At 53.7% G+C, this 24,174-nt stretch carries 18 protein-coding genes; 7 read left to right on the top strand and 11 right to left on the bottom strand.

The genetic code is table 11. The features are described from left to right. Positions 1 to 112 precede the first annotated feature (112 nt). The gene (locus tag PED39_06200) at positions 113 to 466 is read right to left on the bottom strand and encodes a hypothetical protein (GenBank protein ID WII07179.1); all 354 of its coding nucleotides are present in this window, start codon (positions 464 to 466) and stop codon (positions 113 to 115) included. 140 nt (positions 467 to 606) lie between these two features. On the opposite strand from PED39_06200, the gene PED39_06195 reads away from it, so the two are divergent. The 4 genes from PED39_06195 to cgi121 all read left to right on the top strand — a co-directional run bounded on the left by PED39_06195 (position 607) and on the right by cgi121 (position 7,593). Then, on the top strand, positions 607 to 1,038 hold the full coding sequence (locus tag PED39_06195; protein ID WII07178.1) for a hypothetical protein: 432 nt from the start codon (positions 607 to 609) through the stop codon (positions 1,036 to 1,038). Between the two features lie 307 nt (positions 1,039 to 1,345). Then, positions 1,346 to 6,403 carry a hypothetical protein gene (locus PED39_06190; GenBank protein ID WII07177.1) on the top strand — a complete coding sequence of 1,686 codons (5,058 nt, stop codon included), beginning with the start codon at positions 1,346 to 1,348 and terminating at the stop codon, positions 6,401 to 6,403. Between the two features lie 194 nt (positions 6,404 to 6,597). After that, positions 6,598 to 7,026 (top strand): hypothetical protein, encoded by a 429-nt coding sequence (locus PED39_06185; GenBank protein WII07176.1) that lies wholly within the window; start codon positions 6,598 to 6,600, stop codon positions 7,024 to 7,026. A 129-nt stretch (positions 7,027 to 7,155) separates the two neighbouring features. Continuing rightward, positions 7,156 to 7,593 (top strand): KEOPS complex subunit Cgi121, encoded by a 438-nt coding sequence (cgi121, locus tag PED39_06180; GenBank protein WII07175.1) that lies wholly within the window; start codon positions 7,156 to 7,158, stop codon positions 7,591 to 7,593. Positions 7,594 to 7,632: 39 nt separating this feature from the next. Here cgi121 and PED39_06175 read toward each other — a convergent pair whose 3' ends face one another. From PED39_06175 to PED39_06160, 4 genes are read right to left on the bottom strand one after another with little or no spacing between them, the layout of a single operon-like run. After that, on the bottom strand, positions 7,633 to 8,037 hold the full coding sequence (locus tag PED39_06175) for a Zn-ribbon domain-containing OB-fold protein (protein ID WII07174.1): 405 nt from the start codon (positions 8,035 to 8,037) through the stop codon (positions 7,633 to 7,635). Next, positions 8,037 to 9,206: a thiolase domain-containing protein gene (locus PED39_06170; protein WII07173.1), complete on the bottom strand. Its 1,170-nt coding sequence runs from the start codon at positions 9,204 to 9,206 to the stop codon at positions 8,037 to 8,039. The genes PED39_06175 and PED39_06170 overlap by 1 nt, the downstream gene beginning before the upstream one ends. Positions 9,207 to 9,210: 4 nt before the next feature. Then, on the bottom strand, positions 9,211 to 10,263 hold the full coding sequence (locus PED39_06165) for a hydroxymethylglutaryl-CoA synthase (protein ID WII07172.1): 1,053 nt from the start codon (positions 10,261 to 10,263) through the stop codon (positions 9,211 to 9,213). Beyond that, positions 10,263 to 10,958, bottom strand: coding sequence for a helix-turn-helix domain-containing protein (locus tag PED39_06160; GenBank protein ID WII07171.1), 696 nt, complete (start codon positions 10,956 to 10,958; stop codon positions 10,263 to 10,265). Before PED39_06160 ends, PED39_06165 begins: the two co-directional genes overlap by 1 nt. A gap of 103 nt (positions 10,959 to 11,061) precedes the next feature. Here PED39_06160 and PED39_06155 point away from each other — a divergent pair, with 103 nt between their 5' ends. Beyond that, a complete protein-coding gene (locus tag PED39_06155) occupies positions 11,062 to 11,415 on the top strand; it encodes a hypothetical protein (GenBank protein ID WII07170.1) in 354 nt (117 codons plus the stop codon). A 12-nt stretch (positions 11,416 to 11,427) separates the two neighbouring features. Beyond that, on the top strand, positions 11,428 to 13,716 hold the full coding sequence (gene acnA / locus PED39_06150; GenBank protein WII08387.1) for an aconitate hydratase AcnA: 2,289 nt from the start codon (positions 11,428 to 11,430) through the stop codon (positions 13,714 to 13,716). 131 nt (positions 13,717 to 13,847) lie between these two features. Here the strand turns inward: acnA and PED39_06145 are convergent, their stop codons facing one another. The 3 genes from PED39_06145 to PED39_06135 form a co-directional block, all read right to left on the bottom strand. Next, the gene (locus PED39_06145; GenBank protein WII07169.1) at positions 13,848 to 14,078 is read right to left on the bottom strand and encodes a type II toxin-antitoxin system RelE/ParE family toxin; all 231 of its coding nucleotides are present in this window, start codon (positions 14,076 to 14,078) and stop codon (positions 13,848 to 13,850) included. Then, a complete protein-coding gene (locus PED39_06140; protein WII07168.1) occupies positions 14,075 to 14,296 on the bottom strand; it encodes a DUF6290 family protein in 222 nt (73 codons plus the stop codon). Before PED39_06140 ends, PED39_06145 begins: the two co-directional genes overlap by 4 nt. Before the next feature lie 92 nt (positions 14,297 to 14,388). Next, positions 14,389 to 16,197: an ABC-F family ATP-binding cassette domain-containing protein gene (locus PED39_06135; protein WII07167.1), complete on the bottom strand. Its 1,809-nt coding sequence runs from the start codon at positions 16,195 to 16,197 to the stop codon at positions 14,389 to 14,391. A gap of 1,088 nt (positions 16,198 to 17,285) precedes the next feature. Between PED39_06135 and PED39_06130 the strand changes: the two genes are divergently transcribed. After that, positions 17,286 to 18,554, top strand: coding sequence for an Ig-like domain-containing protein (locus PED39_06130; GenBank protein WII07166.1), 1,269 nt, complete (start codon positions 17,286 to 17,288; stop codon positions 18,552 to 18,554). A gap of 35 nt (positions 18,555 to 18,589) precedes the next feature. Here the strand turns inward: PED39_06130 and PED39_06125 are convergent, their stop codons facing one another. The 3 genes from PED39_06125 to PED39_06115 all read right to left on the bottom strand — a co-directional run bounded on the left by PED39_06125 (position 18,590) and on the right by PED39_06115 (position 24,076). Continuing rightward, the gene (locus PED39_06125; protein WII07165.1) at positions 18,590 to 19,240 is read right to left on the bottom strand and encodes a YigZ family protein; all 651 of its coding nucleotides are present in this window, start codon (positions 19,238 to 19,240) and stop codon (positions 18,590 to 18,592) included. Positions 19,241 to 19,274: 34 nt separating this feature from the next. After that, complete coding sequence (gene putP / locus PED39_06120) at positions 19,275 to 20,777, bottom strand: sodium/proline symporter PutP (GenBank protein ID WII07164.1); 1,503 nt, start codon at positions 20,775 to 20,777, stop codon at positions 19,275 to 19,277. Positions 20,778 to 20,902: 125 nt separating this feature from the next. Next, entirely contained in the window at positions 20,903 to 24,076 is a 3,174-nt protein-coding gene (locus tag PED39_06115) for an MMPL family transporter (GenBank protein ID WII07163.1), read from the bottom strand. Positions 24,077 to 24,174 lie beyond the last annotated feature (98 nt).

Genomic DNA, 24,174 nt, shown 5'->3' with positions numbered 1-24,174 from the left:
TGAAAGCTCACTGTCCGCTGGTTATCCTGTCGTCATAGATAAAACATCACGCATAGCGTATGCAGCGTTAGACTTGCTGACGGATAGACAATCCTCGTTACGTTGTCCACGGTTATTCCGCGTACGATGCGTACCTCGTATGCTTCATGATCGGCTTCAGCAGCTCCTTCAATTCCGAATCCGTGATATCGAGCGTGTCGCTGAATATCGAGTCCGAAAGGATGAGTGCGCTGATCAGATTGAAACCTCTTCTGGTCAGGGTGTATATCTTGCATTGCCTTCCGGTTCTCCTGAATGCGACGTTCAAAATGCCGTTTTCAACCAGCATGTCCATCCTGGGGCAGAGCGTGTTGTACTTTCCGATATCGACAAGGTCGTCCAGTTTTACCTCACCTTGAACCAGGACCCTTTTCAGAATCGGGAAGACGTATGTAGAGTCGAAAGCGCTGATCGGCCTCTTTGCCATACAATTTATAGAACTATATCAGTTAATTTAATAATCTTGACTAATGTTAAAGTACTTTCATTTAAGGGAAATAATTAATACCGTTTTATTGATTGTTAAACATAAAAAATCGAGTTTTCGATAAAAAGGAGACCGAAATCATGTCGGAGGATGACGGGCTGAAAAACAGCGATCGGAGGCTCACGATCCAATTAGGGAAGGCCGTGGACGGCCGCACGAATGTTTGGAATCAGCCCATACCTTACGAGGACCTCCCCGACGAGGTGAAGAGGTACCTTCTGGACAAGAAGTCGAGGCCGGAACCCAAGAACACCCTGGAGAAACTGGAGGGCAAGCATGTCATGAGCATGATCCTCTTCATCGATTCCATGTCCCCCGTCGTCAAATCCGACATCTACAACAGCATATCCCGTTCCGCCAACGTCGTCTCCAAGCTGGATGGCCTCCGGGACATGGGATTGATAGAGATGTATCATACCGGAAGGACCAACATGAGCGTCATCGTCATCACGGAGAAGGGCAGGAAGATCGCATCCGTCATCCGCCAGATGATCGATACCATCGATTCTTGAAGTAAACCTTAGAAAACGTGTACCCGATTGCATGCAATGGGGTAACCCTGCTTTGTGATGCTTTGCTTTGGATTCCTTGTCTTCTTAATATCTTCTTGGGATTGAGAGTATTCGACCGATTCTTTCGTACCGAGGGAAATTAGGGGCCTGAGGGAGAAGGATGGTCTTAGCGGTAAAAGGCCCGCACGGAACCATTGACAAAGGGTTGGGATCCGTGTAGGACTGACCGAGGATTTTCGACATCACCCATCATCCGGTGGGAACCCGATTCAGTGGCCGAGTAGCCGTTGAAAAGGAGAAATGAATAATGAATACAAAAGGAATGAAATTCCTGGCAGTCCTAGCTGTTCTTGCTATGGCGTTCGCCGCCGTTGCTGTCATCGCACCTGCTGAGCAGGACGATGCAGTATCGGGGGTAGACGGATTGACATGGTCATCAACAAGCTACAAGATTACCTGGACGACAGCCACGAATCCAGATGCGATCATTGAGAACCCGACAGACACGACTCTCGAACCTGGAATGATCTATTATTTCAGTAATGGTGCATCTGTAACCATGCCCGCAGTAGCAGATGATGCGTCACCGATCCTTATCCTCGTCGAAGTCGGAACTCAGATCACGGCAGCTGGAAACGCGGATTCAACAGCTGCAATCTATGCCTCGTACGTCAATGTTACGAGGACCACTGGAACAGGCACTGTCATCTACACAACAGTCAATGGGGCTCTCGGATCCGATTGGATCGACGGCACATCGATACTGGCTGGACAGGCGTACGAAGAGTGCACATATGCAGAATATGGAAGGAGCACAGGCTGGGCAGCTGGAGAGCAGACGTCATATTCACTCGTTGCGACATCCACAGGTATGATCTACGGTTCTACAACCGGAGGCAATGTGAACGTTGCTTCTACCGCGATCACACTATCAGGCGAATCGTCAGCTACCTGGACCAACGCTCAGGCAGCTGCGGCAACCTGGACCTTCGATAACTTCACCGGAACGATCAATACAAGCGGAACACCCACGAACACGATCACACTTGACGGATTCACCGGAGTCATCAACATCGCAGACTCCGAATCCTATGTGGCGACCGTCAGCACATGGACTGCAGGAAATGTCCAGATTATCACTGCGGCTGATGATAAGGCGGTAGTTCTTGGAGCCGATGTTCCTGCAGACCGCACCCTGACCATCGGAACAGGCGCATACGTCAGCATCGCTACTCAGGTCACAATCGAAGGAACTGTGACTGTCAACGGTACCGGAGCCCTCGTTCTTGGCGACGGTGCTGCCGTTGCAGTCGCCAAGGGAGCTTCTGTATCGTTCGCAGGAGCAGGAGTATTCACTCTCACGAATACATCCAACATGTATGTCAGAGGTACGCTCCACGCAGAGACTGCAGCACTTACTGCAAACGATAACAAAGTTTCTGTCACTGGAGGAACAGTCTACCTTAACTCTACCAGCGATACTGCTGTAGATTATGTCACATACGTATCCGGTGATGTATATCATAAGAGTACACTGAAAACTAGCGTTTATGAGGCTACATCTCTGGATGTCGAAGACAATGAAACCCTCTTTGAGGCAGCCATAGCTGCTGGAGCGACTGACATCACAGCAACCAATCTTGTATTGACGGAAGATCATGTCTTGCCAGAAGGTGCCATTTTCACTGCAGATTCAGTCAATGTTGCAGACGGTAATTTGACCATCACTTCCGGAACGATCACAGGCGCTATCGGAAATGGTGTCGACACTGTTTCCGTAACTGCTCTGAGAGGCACCATGACATTCTCCAGTGGATCCGTCCTTGTGAACGGTGTTATCGCCGGTGGAGATATCGTGGTCGCTGACGGTGCAACCGTCATCATCAGCGGATCCCTCAACGGAACTCTGACCATCCACGGAGACGGAAATGTGGAGGCAAACACGTATGTCCGTTTCGTCAACTTCGTCGTCAACAACGGTGGAGTTCTTGAGCTCTCTGACGCAGGTAATATTAAATACTTCGTTGGAACGGCAGCACCGACAGAGTCCGAGTACATGTATGTGTACGGAACCATCGTTCCTGTAGACGAGGATGATGTCACCGTTGCAGGAACCGGTGCAACGATCACTGTTCCTAAGGTCGGCAGTGTGAAAGCCAAGTTCATCGCTTACGCGACCGCACAGATCAGCGGATTGGTTGCTATCACTGGAACCGGAGACATCGACCTCTCACAGGCACAGAGGACCCAGTACGTAGACCAGGACATCGCGGCCGACAAGACCTACGGTCAGTCGGAGAAGGTGATCGTCATCGGATCGCTCTCGATCGGAAACCACTCGACCGTGACGATCAAGGGAGAACTCATCGTCAACGAGGGAGTCACACTCACCGTCGAGAACGGATCGACCCTCGTCGTCAACAGTGATATCGCAAAGGTTACCGTCAACGGAAAGATCATCGTCGAGGAAGGCGGAACCCTTACCGTAACGGCTGCCAAAGGAGTAGACATCGCAGGATCCCTCGTTTCCGAGGGAACCGTCACTATCGGACCCAACACCACAGTCAAGAGCGGCGGTATCATCGATATCAAGGATGATGCAACCTCAACCGCATTGAACGGCGGACTCACTGTCGCCGCAGGCGGAACTGTCAACCTCCGCTCGAACATAAGCATCAACGGTATTGTCAACAAGGGTACCGTCAACATCCCTGAGGCTACCATGAAAGCTGATGTTACCATTAACCAGGCAGCAAGCGGAGCCAAGGTCGTCGTAGGTGTCCTCGGCGCCGATGGAAATCATGCATTCACCATCACCGATAACGGACTGAAGTTCGCAGGAACGGACGCCCTGACCGGTTCAAATACCGTGTCGACCTACGCTAACACCTTCACCTTTAACTCTGCAGCTGCGAACGTGGTCGGAGGATTCACGATCAGCGAGAACGTTACCACATTTGTGGACGGAACCGACACCTACTACAGCAACTACATGATCCTCGACGGTATCGTCGCCTGCTACGCAGTAGCAACGGATGAACCCGCAGAATTGGCAGTTTCCCTGTCCGGAGCCAAGTTCGTACAGGTCAACGACGAGTTCGCCCTCGGAGAGAGCGTCACTCTGAACACCACGGCAAACATCGACGTTAACGGAGATCTGTACGCCACCGCGGCGAATTCACAGATTGTCGGTGCTGCCGGTGCCTCTATCAACGCATACGGAACGGTCACCATCCTGAGCACCAAGTTCGCGGGTGTCGACCCCTACGTCAATGGAACCATGTACAAGATCACTGTCGAAGGAACATCTTACAACGTCTACACGACGTTCGAGGATGCAATCGCTGCCGCGGTTCTCCTGGAGAAGGACACGGTCTACGTCTACGGTAACAACTATGTGGACACCAGCATGACCATCCCCGAAGGTATGACCGTTAAGACGAACACCGCTACCGGAACAATCTGGATCGGATCCATCGACAACACCGCCGTCGTCACGGTTGAGGACGGAGCGGTCGTCAAGGATCTGACGATCAACGTCGACGGAACCCTCATCTTCGAGAACTACAGGAACAACAAGCAGAACACCATCTACAGCGATGTCTACGTGAAGAACGGCGATATGCAGAAGTACACCAACGTGTACGCAGCCATCGCCGGAGCCTCCGATGGAGACACCGTCACCACCACTGCTGACGTCACCGTCCTGAAGAACAACCTCACCATCCCCGCAGGCGTCACCCTCAACGTGCCCGCCTCCAAGGTACTGAAGGTCGCTCCCGGAACGACACTGACCGTCAACGGAGTTCTCCAGACCGCTGAGCCCGTGCTCGTCGACACATCCGTCTACGAGGACGCAGTGTTCGGCACCACCGCTTCCCTAATCTCCGATCCTGCGACAGCATGTATCGCTGTCAACGGTATCTTCAAGAGCATGGCTGACGTCGAATACGACTACTACTCGATCCCCGGAGCATACTACGCATTCGCCGACTCCACCGGAGCATACAACTACGTATCGCCCGTTGCAGTCGCAGTGAACACCGCCGCTTCCTCGATGGAGATCTTCGGAGAGGTCACCACCGGCGATGTCACATGGGCCGGAACCTCCAGCTCCGTGAAGACATTCACCATCAACTCGGCGGCCAAGCTGGTCTCCGGAACACTCTCGTTCACGTACGTCAACTTCGACAACAACGGAACCTACACCGGATCGTTGGTCTACAGCGATGCTAAGGTCACCGCTTCCAAGGTCTCCGAGCTTACTGTGTTCAACACTGACGGTGCGGATAAGATCCTGTACGTCAGTTCAGTGACCATACCCTCCAAGTGCTCGTTCACCGTAGATTCCGGTTTCGTCGCTCTCGGAGCCGTCACCGGAAACATGAAGATCGCATCCGGAGCCATCGTATCCGTCCCCAACACCGTCAACACCGTTGTCAACGGAACGCTGACGGTCAACGGAACCTTCTACGTCGAGAACGGCAAGCAGGCCACGGTCACCACCCTGAACGACCTCGGATCCGTCGTTGTCGACCCCGCTACCACCACTGTTGCAGAGGGAATCCTCACGGTCACCACCGGATACATCGGAATGACCCAGGACAACATCGACAAGGGAACAGCGGCTGCGGCCTCCCTCAGCGGACCTATTAACGCAACCGTCCTTTACGTTTCCGGAAGCGCTACCCTCGACGACGATGCCAAGGCATCCCTCGAAAACAAGGTCTCAGTGACCTTCATCGCAGGAAAGGCCACCTGGTTCGTCGTCTACGGAAACAACGGATTCACCGTTGCCGCACCCGTGTTCGCACCCGTCGAGAATGCGATCCTGACCTCTTGGAACACCAAAGCCGACGGATCCGGAACCGCGACCGAGGCCGGTGCTACCATCACCGTCACCGCCGACAAGACCCTGTACGCGATCGTCGAGACCGCCATCTACCAGGTCATCATCATCACCGACTCCGGAATCAAATCCGTAGCCATCGACAACATCGAGATGATCCGTGACGGAGCGAGCAACATCTTCTACTCGTACGATGAGGATCACGGTCTCGGAGTCCTTCTCGAGGCAGGAACCCACACCGTAAAGTACACCCTGTACAACGGATACGAGGGAACCGCACAGCTGTACACCATGGACAACACGGTCCTCAAGGACCTGAAGTTCACCGTGTCCGGAACCGACCTCGAAGACCTCGTCAACTCCTACCAGTTGTACGGAACCGAGCAGATCGTCACTCCCGAGCCCTCACCCGTCGAGCAGAACGAGTGGACCATCACCACCATCCTCCTCGTCATCCTCGTGATCCTGATCGCCATCATGGCAGTCATCGTCGCGATCAGGCTCAACAGGAGCTGAAGTCGGTAACGATCGAAGGATGAACTACACCAAAAACCACAAACCAAACAGGATTCCCTCCGGGGAATCCTCCCTTATCCTTCTTGACTTCCAATTTTCGGCCACAGCCGACCATCAATCCGTTACACAAAATGTGTTTAACGTAATTGGTGTACGAGACATGTTTATTAAATGCAGATTGTGTATTACGAAGCATGAGTGACAGCTCGGATATACACATCAGCATACCGCTCAACGGTACCGTGCATGACAGAGGGAACGCACTCAAAAACCCTATACCCTTGGAGGACCTCCCGCCGGAGATCCAGAAATTCCTGAACAACAAGAAGGCCAAGGACAAGCAGAACCGCAAGACGATCGAGATGCTGGAGGGCATGCACGTGCTCAGCCTGATCGTCTTCATCAACAGCATGTCACCCGTCATCAAGACGGACATCCACACCCACATCTCGAGATGCGCGGGGATGAACGACAAGCTGGACGACCTGATCGGAATGGGGCTGATCAAGGTCTACCAAACCGCCCACACAAACACCAACGTCGTCGTGATAACCGACAAGGGCCGTGAAGTCGCGAACATGCTCCAGGAAATGATCGATTTCATCGACAAGGACATGAAGTGAACCAAACCAGGAAGACATCGGCGGAGGAATCCGCTCAACCCACCTTCTTTCAACATCGATTCAACTTTTTCTCAACCATTAATTACCACAATCCGCATTAGACGGACCATGGACTTCTAGGTCATCGGCATGCGCGGGGATGCCCCATTCGATTCCATCGTATCCCATTTCACTTCCATGGGTGGCGATGTCGTGCTGATGGATCCGGACATGGTGGTTGGAAAGGACCACATCATCTCCGCTGCGATGCATGCGGAGAGATCGTTCTCAGAAGGAACGAACCGTTCCAAGACCATCCTCACCGAGATCATCCTGTATTCCGCTTGGGAGAGGCAGATCTCCAAGGCATTATCCAAGATGAAGCCCAAGGATGGCAGGAACGAATACGTCGCCCTGCTCATCGACATCGAGGACCCCAAACTGGATGCCATCGGCATGATTAGGGATGATTCTCTGATGGAACCCACCAAGGATAAGGCACATAAGCTCGGACTGACCGATGGGCCGGTGCCTTACGAGGACCAGGCCGTCGAGAATGTTGCCATGGTCGAGCTTCTCAAAGCCTGATTTTCAGAAGAAAAGGAGGGTTGCCCCTCCTGAAAAGTTTCACTCTTTCGGTACGAACTTGTATCCGTAGCGGATGACTCCGGACTCGCCGTCTGTGCTGAGCTTCCTCAGGACTGCACGTACAGGCATTCCGATGGAGATCTTGTCGAACTCCACATCCACCAGCTGAGCGGTGATCATCACGCCGTCGTCGGTCTGCACCATGGCTACGGCGTAAGGCTTCTGGAGGTTGTTGGACTCCGGTGCCTCGTGGACGATGGAATAGGTGAACACCTTTCCGGTCCTGCAGATATCGTAGTCCTCCATCTTTCCCATGCTGGCCCTGCGGCAGACGGGACAGAAGCTGCGTGCGGGGAAGAAGATCTTTCCGCAGTTTCCGCACTTGGTTCCCTTCAGGTTGTACCTTCCGGGGATCTCCCTCCACTCTCTTGCTACTCCGGCCATCAGATCGCCTCCAGTATGCTCACGGTGACAGCGGAACCCATTCCGCCCACGTTCTGTGCTAATCCGTACTTCGCGTCCTTGACCTGTCTTCCCTCGGCGGTTCCCCTGAGCTGGTGGGCGATCTCGACGATCTGCGCCACACCGGTCGCTCCGATGGGATGTCCGCGGGCCTTCAGTCCTCCGGAGGTGTTGATCGCTACCTTTCCAGAATCGAAGTGACACTGGCCTTCGAGCATTGCCGCTCCGGCCTTTCCCTTCTCGTAGAATCCGAGGTCCTGCAGGGCCATGATTCCTCCGACGGAGTACACGTCATGGACCTCAGCGACGCTGATGTCCTTTGCGGTGATTCCGAGGGTCTCGTATGCCTTGTTGGCGGCTGCCACGGTAGCGCCGTATGATGTGATGTCGGGCCTCTGGAAGAGAGCGAGAGTGTCGCTGGCCTGTGTGACCGCTCCGACCTTGACGTAGTTGTCGGTGTACTTCTTCGCATCCTCGAGAGGACAGAGGACGACAGATGCCGCTCCGTCGGATATGGGTGCGGTGTCGAACATGCCGAGAGGCGTCGCAACGGGACCGGACTTGAGAACGGTCTCGATGGGGACTGCCTTCCTGAACTGCGCGTTGGGGTTGAACGCTCCGTGGTAGTGGCTGTTGACTGCGACAGATGCGATCTCCTCGCGTGTCGCTGTGCCCTCGAAGATCATCCTCTGTGCGATCATGGCATGCAATGAAGCGAATGTCGCTCCCATCTCCGCCTCCCACTCCGAATCTGCGGTGGCGTCCATGACGGAGTTGATCGATGCATCGTCCAGATCGGTCATCTTCTCGGCTCCGCCGACCATGACGATGTCGTGCATTCCTGATGCGACTGCCATGACGGCCTCCCTGAATGCCACTCCTCCGGATGCTCCTCCGGCCTCCACCCTCGTCGCAGGGACGTGGTTGGTGGCCATTCCGGTGTAATCCGCGACCATGGCATCGATGTGCTGCTGGTTGATGAAGCGTCCTGCGGACATGTTTCCGATGAACAGTCCGTCGATCTCGCTTCCCGACAGTCCTGCGTCCTCGATGGCCTTGATACCGGCCTCGATACCGAGGGACCTGAAAGATTTGTTCCAAAGCTCACCGAACTTGGTGACTCCTACTCCAATGATTGCTACTTCCCTCATGTTATCACTCCGGCATGATGATCTTGCCCTTGAACTTGGCATAGGAGCCGTAGTCCAGGTAGATCGGGTCTGCCAATATCTTCTCCAGAAGAGGTGCGTTGTCCCTCTTGTAATTCTTAATCTCATCGGTAACGGTGATGTCGAATGCATCGCTTCCCGCTCCGGATCCGTACGATGTGACGAAAATCCTGTCGCCGGGCTTGGCGTGGTCCAGGACGTTGGACAGTCCGAGGGGTACGGCACCGCTGTAGGTGTTACCGATGTCGGGTGTGAGCAGTCCGTACTGTATCTGCTCAGGGGCGAATCCCAGCTGTGCGGCGACCCTTGTGGGGAACTTTCCGTTGGGCTGGTGGAAGACCGCGTAGTTGTAGTCCTCGGGCTTCGTTCCCATGGCCTCCAGCATCATCTTCGCGGCTGATGTGATGTGCCTGAAGTATGCGGGCTCACCGGTGAACCTTCCACCGTGCTTAGGATAGGGCTGTCCCTCTCTCCTCCAGAAGTCGGGTGTGTCGGTTGTGAAGCTCAGTGTCTTGTTGATCTTGGCGATGATCTTCTCGGATCCGATCAGGAAGGCTGCTCCTCCTGCCGATGCGGAGTATTCCAATGCATCCCCGGGCGCTCCCTGGGAGGTGTCCGCTCCAATGGCCACTCCGTACTTCACCATTCCGGATCCGACCAGTCCCATGCAGACCTGGATTCCGGCGGTTCCCGCCTTGCATGCGAACTCCATGTCCGCCGCTGTCATGTTAGGCGTGGCCTCGATGGCCTCTGCTACGATGGTCGATGTGGGCTTGACCGCATAGGGGTGGGACTCCGATCCGACATAGATCGCTCCGATGTCCTTGGGATCCACCTCAGGGACCCTGGCCATCATGCTCCTTGCGGCCTCCGTCGCTATTGTGACGACATCCTCGTCAGGTGAAGGTACAGACTTCTGATTGATCATCAGACCCTTTCCCATTCCCTTTCCGTCTACTCCCCAGATCCTGCCGATCTCCTCGGGCTTGATCCTGTACCTCGGGACATATGCCCCGTAACTCACGATTCCTACATCCATCAGTTCTCAACCTCTTTCAGTGCTGTCAACTTCTCTACTAACGCATCCACCTCGTACTCCGTGGTGACCAGGGGGATGCGCTCCAAACGCGCCAGTTTGACCGCTAGGGGGTCAACGGCATCAGGTTTCTGATAAACGACCACCGCCGGCGTAAGGGGGTGGGCGCGGATGGCGATCATCGGGGAACGGCCGTAGTGGACGTTCGTGAAGATCAATGCCCTCTCGATGTTCCATCCGTACATCTTCATGTAATCCTCGGAACCCAGACTGAGGATCGCCTTTACCGAGTCCACGATGGTGTATCCGTACACCACCTTGGAGGGCACCTGCTCGGTGTTGAGGTCCCTTCCGCCGATGGCCGCTATGAATGTCTTCATATCGACCCCGACAGGGAACTCGTCCGTTGCAAGTATGCAATCCAGCTTGTAGTCCGGGATGTACTTGGAGATTATGGGTGAGCCCCTCTCCTCGTCCAGCTTGATGAAGGACTCCACCATCTTCTTGATGACCGCTACACCGGGGGACTTCCTCCTCCCGGACTCGTAGTCGCTGACGACGGAGTGCGAGATGCCCATGCTGTCGGCCAGCTGATGCTGCGACAGCCCAAACTCCTCTCTCCATTTCCTTATGGTCTTTCCCGGATCAGGCGACAGCGTGATCTCTCCCGCTATCTTCTGTTTGAATTCCTCTACCATGATTCGGTGTAGCCAGGGTCCATATTTAATATTGACGTATCGTCAATTCGTCAATCGACGATTTATTGCACCCCTTATCTTTTTTTACAGGATAGGGATAAACATGGACAGAGGAAGAGGCATGACCGAGATCGGAAAGTGCGTAAAGACGATTGAGACCAAAGAGGGCAAGTTGGACATATACAGCCTCAGGGAGCTGGAGTCCAAGGGTGTGATCAAGGACCTCTCCAAGATGCCCTATTCCATCAAGGTCATCGTGGAATCGATGCTCAGGCAGAGGGACGGGGACGTCATCACGGATGAGGATGTCATCACAGCAGCTTCATGGAACCCCAAGGAGAACACCGATAGGGACATCCCATGGATCCCCGCAAGGGTGCTCCTGCAGGACCTCACCGGAGGAGCAGCCATCACAGATCTGGCCAGCATGAGGAATGCAGTTGAGGCCATGGGCTAGGACCCTGAGCTCATCAACCCCATGATCCCTGTGGACCTCGTCATAGACCACTCGGTCAACACAGATTACGCCGGAAGGGACGACGCGCAGGAGCTGAACGAGCAGCTGGACTTCCAGAGGAACAAGGAGAGGTACGCGCTCTTCAAATGGGCCCAGAGGTCGCTGAAGAACTTCCGCGCCGTGCCCCCGGGGAACGGAATCTGCCACCAGGTCAACCTCGAGTACCTCTCGCCTCTGGTGCACGTCAAGGAGAAGGACGGAAAGACCATAGCATACCCTGATTCCTGCTTCGGAACAGACTCCCACACCACGCAGATCGACGGACTCGGAGTCGTCGGATGGGGTGTCGGAGGAATCGAGGCAGAAGCTGTCATGGTCGGCCAGCCCAGCTACATGAAGCTCCCCGATGTCATCGGATTCAAACTCACCAACAAGCTCGGACCCGGCATCACCGCCACCGACCTTGTCCTCACAGTCGTCCAGATGCTCAGGAAGAAGGGTGTCGTGGGCAAGTTCGTGGAGTTCTACGGACCAGGATACAAGAACCTCTGCCTCGCGGACAGGGCGACCATCGCCAACATGGGTCCGGAGTACGGAGCCACCATGGGATTCTGCCCCGTGGACGAGAAGACCATCGAATACCTCAAACTCACAGGCAGGGACGAAGCCCATATCGACACCATCGAGAAGTACATGAAGGAACAGACGATGTGGTACGACGGCGAGCCGGAGTACACCGACACGCTGGAGCTGGACCTTTCAACAGTGCAGCCCTGTCTCGCAGGACACAAGAGGCCACAAGACAGGATCCTCCTGTCAGAGATGAAGGAGAAGTTCACAGAATCGCTGAAGGCTCTGGGAGTCGAGGAACAGAAGAAGCCCTTCTCCGACCAGCTCGGAGACGGCTCGTTGGTCATCGCTTCGATCACATCCTGTACAAACACCGCCAATCCCTCCGTGATGATCGCGGCCGGACTGGTGGCCAAGAAGGCCGCAGAGCTCGGTCTGAAACCAAAGGACTACGTCAAGACCTCGCTAGCACCCGGATCTAGGGTCGTCACCGAGTACCTGAAGAACTCCGGGCTGCTGCCCTACATGGAGCAACTGGGCTTCCAGGTTTGCGGATACGGATGCATGACATGCATCGGTAACAGCGGACCTCTCTCGGAGAAGGTCAGCAACACCATCATCGCCAACGACCTCGCTGTTGCTGCGATCGCATCGAGCAACAGGAACTTCGAGGGAAGGATCCATCCCCTGGTCAAGGCCAACTACCTTGCGTCGCCCCCGCTGGTCGTGGCGTTCGCCATCGCAGGAAGGGTCGACATCGACATGGATAAGGAACCCCTCGCAACGGTGAATGGCAAGGAGGTGTTCCTGAAGGACGTCTGGCCCACCGATGCCGAGATCCAGGAGATTACCGACAAGTACGTGACCAGGGAGACCTTCGTCGCGAAGTACAAGGACATCTTCAAGGGCTCCGCCAGATGGGATGCCGTGGAATGCTCGGATTCACCCCTGTTCAACTGGGATGAGGCTTCCACCTACATCAGGAACCCGCCTTTCTTCGACGACATATTCGAGGAGCCGGAGATCAAGGACATCAAGAGAGCGAGGGTCCTCGCCAAGCTCGGCGATTCCATCACCACCGACCACATCTCACCGGCAGGAGCCTTCTCCGCCGATTCCGATGCTGGAAGGTACCTGCTCGCCAAGGGAGTCAAGAAGGAGGATTTCAACTCCTACGGATCGAGGAGGGCCAACCACGAGGTCATGGTCAGAGGAACTTTCGCCAACATAAGGTTGAAGAATCAGCTGGTCCCCGGAAGCGAGGGAAGCAAGTCCAGATACATGCCCGATGGCTCCGTCGACACTATATTCGAGACCTCCAGGAAGTACGAGGAGGACATGACCCCCCTGATCGTCCTGGCCGGAAAGGAATACGGAACCGGAAGCTCCAGGGATTGGGCGGCCAAGGGGCCGTTCCTCCTCGGAATCAGGGCAGTGATCGCGGAGTCCTTCGAGAGGATCCACAGGTCCAACTTGGTCGGAATGGGGATCGTCCCGCTGCAGTTCCTCCCCGGACAGAACTGCGAGACGCTGAACCTCGATGGTTCGGAGACGTTCGACATCGACCTTTCGGACCTTGAGCCCAAGGGCGACATCTACGTCACTGCCTACAAGGACGGTAAGAAGCTGGAGTTCAAGACCATCTGCAGGGTAGATGTCCCGGCAGAGGTCGAGTACATCGCCAACGGCGGAATCCTTCAGTACGTCCTGAGAAGGATGGCTGAGGAGTAAACAAACTCAAAAGAATACCTAGAGATTGAATCGATCCAATTATGGACTCTCTTTCAATTTCTGGTACTCTTCCTGATATTCTTCAAAATCGATAGGATCATCGTATGCATGTTCACGATTTCTTATCTCTATCAGAAGATTGTAAGAACATCGCCTTCGATGACCGTGAATATTCTAAAATCACCTACGCGGTATCTCCAAACTCTTTTCAGATCTCCCTTCAAGGACTTGCCCATCCTATAAGGGTCTGATGAACCTTCCAGATTCTTTGTTATCCAAGAGTAGATCATTGCTGCTGAAGAACGATCCATCTTCCTCAGATTCTTCCTTGCTTTATCTGTGTATATCACACTGTACTTCAAAGAAATCCGAGCTCCTTCCCAATTTCCTCGTGAGTATAGGTCTTTGGATTGTTCTTGAACTCCTGGAGAGCCTTGCGACAGATGGTTATGTCTATCTCGTCTTCAATAGCCTCCATGACTGATTTCCTCAACAGCTCTGAAATTGTCATATTGTGAAGCTTTGCATACTGCTCAACAATAGTCTGCTCTTGCTCATTAAATCTGACCGAATAGACCATAATTGTTGTATGACATCGTCATACATAGATGTATATATCGTATCATCTGAACACATAACAACTGTTTCAGAATTGAACTGAAAAACTAGTATTCAATTGTTCTGCTTCGGAAGATCAGGCAGATTGACCTTCTTCCTCTGTCTTCCACCGGTCTTCTTCAGCTTACCCTGGTCCAATGCCCACTGGAAGCTCTTCTGGTCCGCAGGAGCTATGAGCACACGGTCGCCCTTTGCATACTTCTTGCCTGTGACCCAATTCGTGAATGAGGATAGAACACGGTACTCATCCGCATCCATCACGATCTCCTTGGTGTTCTTCCTGCCCTTCATCTCGGAATAGGTTCCGGTGTAGCATCTGACGGTGTGGTCCTTTACCTCCATCATCTTGGTGCAGACGGTGTCCAGGAAGTACCTGTCGTGGGTGACCGTGATGACGGTTCCGTCGTATTCCACCAGAGCTTCCTCGATAGCATGCTTAGCAGGGATGTCCAGGTAGTTAGTGGGCTCGTCCAGGATCAGAAGATTCGTAGCATCCAGGAGCAGCAGGCATAGCGCCACCCTTGCCCTCTGTCCTCCTGACAGGGTCGACATCGGACGCTCCACATCCTCCCCGAAGAGCAGGAACCTTGCCAGCATCTTCCTGGCCTCGCCCCTTCTCTCCTTTCCGATGACCGTGAGGATCTGCTCCTCAGCCGAGAGCTTGAGGTCCAATCCCTCATGATTCTGAGAATAGTATCCGATCTTCGCACCGGGGGCCATCCACATCTCTCCTATCGAGGGGATCTCCTCCAGGATTGCCTTGATCAACGTGGACTTGCCCTGACCGTTGGCGCCGAAGATACCGATCTTATCGCCCTTCTGGATGTCGATGTCCACATGCTCCAGGATTGTCTTGTCTCCGTATCCGACCGAGAGATCCTTGGTGATGAGGACGTTCTTACCAGACTTATGGGCGGCCTGTATCCTGACGGTGATCTCCTCCATCTTCTCGGGTTTCTCCTTCTCGTCCATCTTGTCGATCATCTTCTGCCTGGTCTTGTGGACGGTCAGGAAGGGATTGTCGATGTACATCTGTTTGGCGATGCTCTCCTGATGCTTCTTCTCGGTCATGTAGCGCTGGTATTCCTTGCGCATCCTCTCGAGGTCCAGCATCTTCTTCATAATGAAGTCCGAATAGTTGCCCTTGTATTCACGGGACTTGCCGTGCTCGATCTCCAGCATCCTGGTTGCGATCTTGTCGAGGAAGTACCTGTCATGACTGATGACCAGAACCGCGCAGTGTGAATCTAAAAGGTAATCCTCCAGCCATTCGACCGTGTCTATGTCCAGATGGGATGTGGGCTCGTCCATGACAAGGAGGTCGCATTCCTCCGCCTGGACGACGATCCTAGAGAGCATGACCTTGGCCCTCTCTCCTCCGGAGAGAGAGTCCATAGTCCTGTCCATGAACTCATCTGAAAGACCAACTTTCTCTAATGCTCTCTTCTGATTGTCCTCGTCATCCATGTCGCACTTGGACAGCTGCGATTCGAGGTTCGCATTCTCCTCGGCCAGAGCATTCCAGTCGATGTCCCCGCCTGCCGTCATGATGTCCTCGATCTCCTTTAGGCGGCGCTTGATATTCTCGATGTGCCCATATGGCCTTCCCAGGACATCCCTGACAGTGTACTCATGAGAGGATTCTGGGAACTGCTCCAGATATCCTATCCTCTGCGTGTTGCGGGTGAGCTCACCGGTATCCGGCTTCATCTCGCCCAGCATGATCTTCAAAAAGGTGCTCTTTCCGGCGCCGTTGACACCAATTAGGCCTATGCTGTCACCCCTGTTGATCTGGAGACTGACATCTTTCAGAACCTTCTGCGGTCCGAATGCCTTTGTGATCGACTGGGCTTTAATCAGCATGAGACAGGACAAGAGGTGCTCATACTAAAACGTTAGATTGCGTCGTAACCTATGTGCCAACAGGGGGAAAATGTATATTATGGCTGTTGGATACCCTTTGCATGAATTATGATAAGGCAACGATGAAAGGGAGAGGGCCTAAGGCTCTGATGCTCGTCGTTGTTCTGTTGATCGTGTCGTTTACTGCAGCCACTATTGTAGTTAAAGAGGTAGATGCAGACGGACCTTACACGATTTCACCAGAAACAGCCACAATATACATCAATGGAACTGTCAGTTTATCAGTAAACGGTCTTGCTTCAGGAAATACAGTAGTTTGGAGTTCCGACCAAAGTGCTGCTACAGTGTCCTACTCTACTACAGCGTCATCCACCTGCGTAGTTACGGGAGTTTCAAAAACAACAGGAACTGGTGCAACCATTACTGCAACGGTCTATGCAAATGAAGACCATACAAGTTCTTTAGGTTCTGCAACATGCACAGTGGTAGTCAAAAAAGCTGTAACTGGAGTTGACATTAGAGAGACTAAAGTAGCAGTAGAGATGGATGTTACACCAAAAGTCACGTTGCATGCGGATGTAACACCTGATGATGCATCCGTTAAAACCCTGCAATGGAGCAGCGCGACCCCATCGGTAGCAACGATTGGTCAGTCTACGGGAACAATCACTGCGGTCGCAGTGGGTACTTCAGTAATAACTGTTAAAAGCGTAGACAATCAATCAAAGACCGACACAATCACCATCAATGTCATAAAGAAGGTCGAATCCCTTACTTTATCGGATACCTCTCTGAATTTGTACAAAAACAGCAAAGAATCAGAGAACAGCAAGACAATTGGTGTGACCATATCTCCCTCTGATATCACCTACAGAGACTGGTCGAGTAGCAATACATCTGTAGCTACCGTAAGCAATGATGGTAAGGTCACTGCTGTTGGAGCCGGTACAGCCACGATTACTTTGAAAGTTGGAAGCCAGACGAGAACATGTACCGTCACTGTTTCTACTGTACCGCTAACATCAGTTGAATTAGACAAAACAACTGCTGAAATAAATGTAGGAGATCCTATCGAACTCACTCCACTGTTGAATAATACGACGGGAAGCCACTATCCAACCAACGATAAGGTCACCTGGACCGCCAGCGCATCTGGAAAGGTCAGCGGCCTCCCCAGCGGAGAGGTGTCTGCCGCCAAGGTAACGCTCACAGGGGTCGCTGAGGGCACCGTTACGATCACAGTAACGACCAAAGAAGGCTCCAAGACGGCACAGTGTACGATCAACGTGAAACCCGTTCTCATCCAAAAGGTCGAGATCAAGGATGGTCCCTATGAATTGGAAGTGGACGAGATCAAGGACTTGAGTGCCAAACTGAAGTTCACTCCCACCAATGCTACCAACAAGAATGTAACGTGGGCCTCCAGCGATTCCACGAAGGTAGAGATCAACGCAAACGGCATCATCACCGCTAAAGCTCCTGGAACGGTCACCATAACCGTTACCACCGTGGAAGGCAGTCACACCGCCACGACAACAGTGACAGTCACCAAGGACTACACCATAGAAGCTGACGTCACCGAATCCGGAGGAAAAGGTAACGTCGGCAATGTGACCGAACTGCTGAACAAGATCGAAGCGACCAAAGCAAAAGGTCTGAACCCTATTGTTGATATCGATGCTTCCCACTCCGACTACGTCAGCATGACCTCGGACGTTATCACAAAACTCAAGGGCATCAGGGGCGCAGAGCTCCACATCGAGCTTAAACTCGGAGGCATGGCCTTAGACAATGGCGCCATGAGCAAATTGCCCAAAGGAAACATGATCGGATTCTCGGTCAACACGACAACCCTGGCGGATACTTACGCCAAGTTCGCGCCATACTATGCGTACGACGTCTCGATATACTCTGGGGAACTCAAGGTACCGACCAACTTCGGTGGCGATCATGTCACCGTCGCCATCAAATACACGCTCAAAGACGGGGAGAGCAAAGAGAAACTCGCTGTCGCGTACGTTCCCGACAAAGGAACCCCGGTGCTTGTAAGCGAATTCGACTACAATTCGGAATATGATTGCGTCGTGTTCGAGACCAACCATTGCTCGTCCTTCATGGTGCTCTTCCATGACAATGACATTAAACCTGAAGGTGATGGCTTCATCGTCTTCATCGTGTTCATGATAATAGTCATCGTACTGATCGTCCTGATCACGCTGTACATCAGGTCTGCCAACGGGTTCAAGGGAATGTTCGCTGTTAACGGCAACAACAGGAGACAGCAGCCTCCCCAGCCGCCGGCGGGATACTATCCTCCGGCCGTAGTGTACAATAACTACTACAACTACCGCCGCTGAAAACACTTACCTGCCCGGAAGGGCAGGTCCTTTCTTCACTTCTTCAACGGAAAAGCATCGTCGATGTACTCGTCCTTGACAGGCTTGAGCATCACATGCCTCTCGGTCAGATCCGTTATCCTGCGTACGAACTCGTCCTCATCCGCGATGCGTATCCAAGCCTTGACGTCGACCTTGTCCGAGTAATCGCACTGAGGATTCCTCGCCATAAGGTCCCTGCACTTGCTCTCGAACACGCTGTAATACCCGTAGTCCAGAGTGAACCTGTATACGGCGCAGGCTGTCCTGGTGTGCTTCTCGGCCTTCTCCAGAGCTATCCTTGATCCTTCTGTATAGGCATGTACGAGTCCGCCCGTCCCCAGCAGGGTGCCTCCGAAATACCTCACGACGATGCAGATGACATCTGATAGTCCAGAACCTTTGAGCATGAACAGTATGGGCTTTCCGGCGGTCCCTGAGGGCTCGCCGTTGTCGCTGGACTTCTCCTTCCTCTCGGAGCCGTTGAAGATCGCTGCATAGCAGTAATGCGTAGCGTTCGCATAGCGCTTCGATACGGTCTCGAGACATACGGATATATCTTCCTCCGTAGCACAAGGCATCAGGATGCCGATGAAACGGGATCCTTTCAGAGTGATCTCGTCCTCGTAGGAATCCGTAATCGTATCGTAGTCGGTGATGCGGTTCATAAAAAGATGCCGTCCCGAAGGACGGCTGAAAGGTTTAACGGGACTCCCTCTCGATGACCTGGGCTCTGTCGAAGTCCTCCAGGATCTCTTGCTCGGGAGCCTTGGTCACAAGCGACACGATGACTCCTGCGATGAGCGAGAGTATGAATCCTGGGAGCAGTTCGTAGATGCCGGTTCCGGAGAGGAACGTGTTCCACAGGATGATGGTGGCGAATCCTACCAGCATGGCTGCGATTCCACCATACATGTTCATCCTCTTCCAGTACAGCGAGAGGATCATGAGAGGTCCGAACGCGGCACCGAATCCAGCCCATGCGTAGGACACGAGGCCCATGATCGAGTCTCCTCCGAACATGGCCAGAATGAGTCCGAGGATGGCGATCGCGATGACGATCGACCTGGAGATCCACATGAGCTTGCGGTCGAGGTTCTCCTGCTGGCTAGCCCACTTGGTCTTGCTGATGATGTCGTTGGTGATCGACGATGCGGAGACCAGGAGCTGCGAGTCCGCAGTGGACATGATCGCGGCCATGAGTGCTGCGTAGATGATTCCAGCCAGAAGTGGCGGGAACAGGCTACCGCTCAGGAAGATGAAGATGTGCTCGGGATCGTCCAGAACGGTTCCGACGTCGTAGCCGTTGACAATGAGGTATCCCCTTCCGACGACACCGACAAGGATCGCGAATGTGAGTGCGATGACGATCCAGATGAGGGATACGCGCCTTGCGACCTTAATCTCCTTGGGATCCCTGACAGACATGTACCTGACGGCGATGTGGGGCATACCGAAGTATCCGAACGCCCATGCCATCAGGGATATGATCGTTATGATTCCGAGCGGGCTTCCGCCGTCGTAGAAGATGTTGAGGAACTCGGTTCCGAGTCCATCGAGACCAGCCTCGATCGCCTCCCATCCACCGGTCGTGTTTCCGATGGTTGCAAGGGGAACGACGACGACTGCGATCACCATCAGGATGGCCTGGAAGAAGTCGGTCCAAGCGACCGCTTTGAAACCGCCCATGAATGTGTAGGCGACGATGATGACTCCTCCGATGATCATTGCGACCATTACGCTGATCTCGGGGAAGATTGTCTGAAGAACTCCTCCGCTCGCCTTGAATCCCGATCCGACGTAGATGACGAAGAAGAACAGGATGATCACACTGGCGATGATCCTGAGGTATCCTTTCTTGTCTCCGAAACGGTTGGAGAAGAACTCGGGCATGGTTATAGCGTTGCCCGAGACCTCGGAGTGGACTCTGAGCCTCTTTGCAACGAGCAACCAGGAGAGATATGATCCGATGGCCAGACCGATACCGATCCAGGCCTCGCCCAGACCGAGCATAAGGACTGCACCGGGCAGACCCATAAGGAGCCATCCGCTCATATCGGATGCCTGGGCGGACATCGCTGCCACATAGGGGTTCATAGAACGTCCGCCGAGGAAGTACTGCTCCATATTGTGGGATTTGTTGTAGAAGTAATAGCCGATACCGATTACCAATGCGAAGTAGGCGATAAAGGCGATTAGTACCATGAAATCCAATTCAATACACCTGCGAGCGCATTTAGGTCATCAAATAAAAAAGGAATGGGTGGCAAAAGATGCCATCCATCCCTGTAAATTGTTTGTTTAAGGGATGTGTGGATCCCGTTTCACGGTCAGAAATACTCGTCGAGGTCTTCCTGTGAGGGTGCGTCCTTATCGGACTTGGACTTGTACTTGACGCCGGGTCCCTTCCAGTTCCAATCTCCAAGGAGATGCATCACTGCGGGGACGATGTATGTACGGACGATCAGCGCATCCACCAGGATGGCGAAGCACAGTGCGAATCCGAACTCCTGCATCATGTTCATTCCGGAGATCATCAGGGTACCGAAGGCACCTCCCATGATCAGTCCGCAGATGGTTATGACGGAACCGGTGTGGGTGACCGCGTGGTAGATCGCATCGTCGTTGGACATTCCCAACGCCATCACGTTCTCCTTGATACGGGTGGTCAGCAGGATATCGTAATCCATTCCCAATCCGAGGCATATGACCAGCAGGATGATCGGGATCATCCACAGCGTGTCGCCTCCCAGAAGGTCCACGAACACCAGACGGGTGACTGCCAGTGTCCAAACGATGGACATGAGGATCGTCAGCACCGACCTGAACGGGATGAGGTAGGACCTCATCACCACGAACAGGAGTATGAGGATCAGAACGATCACCAGGAGCTCGATGTAGGCGAACTCCTTCTTGACCTCTTCGGACACTTCATACATGATGACGGCGCTTCCGGTGTTCCACTGGGCCTTGACGATGGCGCTGTTCTTGGTCGCATAGTCGGAGACCGCTGCCGCTATGACGGAGATGGACTCCATGGACCTGGTTGACATACCCGGTGCGTTGGTGGCGGTGATGATGCTGATGTAGGTGACATCGCCTGAGCCGGTCTTCGCATAAGGCCCCCCGAGGATCGAGGCGGAGACGTTCATGATGTAATCCACAATGGGCGCAAAGGTGCCGGACACAAGGATCTCGTTACTGATGCCCGAGCCGTTGAGGAAAGTCACAGCAGCTGCCAGGATCTGTCCCACCGTCGGATTCTCGGCAGTTACCTGGTCTTTGATGGCCGCGACGATGGCATCAGGGTCCGTGACTCCGGCGGCCCTTGCGGCTGCGACCGCGGCATCCCAATCGAACTCAATCCTCATGCTGTCGAACGCACTGTCTATGACGGGTCCGAACCCGTAGACGAGGATGTCATTGGTGAGGCCGTTGCTGTTGAGACCCGAGATGATCTGCGTGGCTCCGGTCCTTGCGGCTTCCGGCATGAAATGGATGATCGCTGCGACGATCTCATCGGGATCAGTGAGACCGTATGATATGGCAGTGGCGACCGCGGCATCCCAATCGATGGTGATTCCGGCGGATGCGAATGCGGCATCCACCACTGATCCGACACCGTTCACCAGCATATCGTCTGTGACGCCGGACTGCTTGATCTGCGTTATGATCGCGGTGAGCGTCTGGGCCATCGAGGGGTACTCCGTTGCGAAGCGCGACTCCACATCGGCCACTATGGCTGCGGGATCCGTGAGACCGGCCGTCTTTGACGCTGCTACCTCCTTGTCCCAATCGAAATCGATATTGTAGGATTCGATGATGCTGTCGATGAGCGCTCCGGGGCCTTTGAACAAGTACTCTGTGCTCATGCCCATCTCTGACACTTTCTCGACCATCTGGTTGAAGATCATATCGATCTTGGCCGAGCTATGCGCCTTGATGTATGCGACCTTTTCATCCGTCTCGGTTATCCCTGCGGCCTCTATCGCTTCCAGCATGTCCTCCCAAACGAAGGGTCCGCTGGCGTATGCGACGTTATCATCCTTCATCATATCTGTATACAGCGATGTCAGGGTAGACGATACCCGATCGTTCCAATTATCGGTCCAATACAGTGTGCCTATCTGCTGACCCTCTGTCTTGGTTATGGTCGCTATGGGCGACTTGTACTCGATGATCGAATAGTTGGGCATGACCATACCCTGGTCTGCGTAATCGGCGATGTATCCCATTCCGTCCCCGGATTCACCGCTCAGCATGGAGGTGATCATATCATAGGAGTTCTCGTTCTCCATGACCAGATATGCTGCGGGGGCGGTGGCGATCAATGCAGCGAGAACGATGGCCTTCGCATGCTTCAGAGAGAACTTGGCGGATCTGTCGAAGTACCTCTCGCCGATCTTCGCGCACCATGCATACCAGCCCTTTGTCGATTTTCCGCCTTCCTTGAACGTTTTCATGGTGGAGGGCCAGAAGACCTTGTCCCCCACGAAGTGGAGGATCGATGGTATCAGGGTCAGAGCGGCAAGCAGCGCGACCAGGACACCCAATGCTAGGCATATTCCCATGGTGGAGATGAGGGAGTAGTTGCAGACGGACATAGCTCCGAAACCGATGATGACCGATGCTCCGGAGATTGTGATCGACTCCCCTGCCCAGACGATAGCCTGGTGGAGGGCGTCATCATGGGAGAGCCCGGCACGGAGCTCTTCCCTGTAACGTGCAATGATGAAGATACAGTAATCACATCCAGCACCCATCATGGACACAAGGATCATCATGTTGGTGATGTAGAAGATGTTCATGTACTGACCGAGGATAAAGATGAGCGCCATGGCGACCACGAAGGCGACACCGATGGTCATCGGCGGGATTCCAGACGACACGAAGGACCTGAAGAACAGTCCAACGAGAATCAGGATCATCAGCACGGTGAAGGGATCGATCTTCGATATGTCCTCCAGTGCGTTGTGCTCCATGTCGTAGGTCATCGCTGATGTTCCGGTGAGGTACTCTGCACCGTTGAATCCGGTAGCCTCCATCACATCGGCGATGAAATCACGGACATCGGGCGTGAAGGCTGCGACCTCGGTAAGGGTCAACCCCTCCAAAGTGATGAATGCCATCACTATTCCCTTACCAGAGGCGTCTTTCATCGGGTCCATGGCAATGGCACCGGTTATATGCTCATAGCCGGATGCGTATGAATCCAGGTCCTCGACGAACGTCTGGGCCCTGGCCAGTTGCGTGGCGTTCTCGAAGTAGAGGACGAGAATCGGCATGGTGTTCTCATCTGCTTCCGACGTGGGGAAGTAGTCGGTCAGGATCTCGAGCCCTATCATGGACTCTGAGTTCTCGGGGGCCATCTCGTTCATGTCGTAGCTCATCACACTGTTGGCGTTGATTGCGAGGAAGCCCGACAGGCACAGGATCAGTACCCAAATCACAATTATCGCCTTGGCATGCCTCTGTATGCCATTGGCAATATGGTCGAATATCATAGGTTCTACGAACCTCCGGTCATATAATAATATTTTTAACGCGACTACACGGAATCAGTTGTTCCCGCCAAGATTTATTCGTGCACTCATATGCCCTG

The organism is Methanomassiliicoccales archaeon LGM-RCC1 (assembly GCA_030168575.1).
In the GTDB taxonomy this organism is placed as follows: Archaea; Thermoplasmatota; Thermoplasmata; order Methanomassiliicoccales; family Methanomethylophilaceae; genus Methanoprimaticola.
This window is presented reverse-complemented; position numbering and strand designations above follow the sequence as displayed.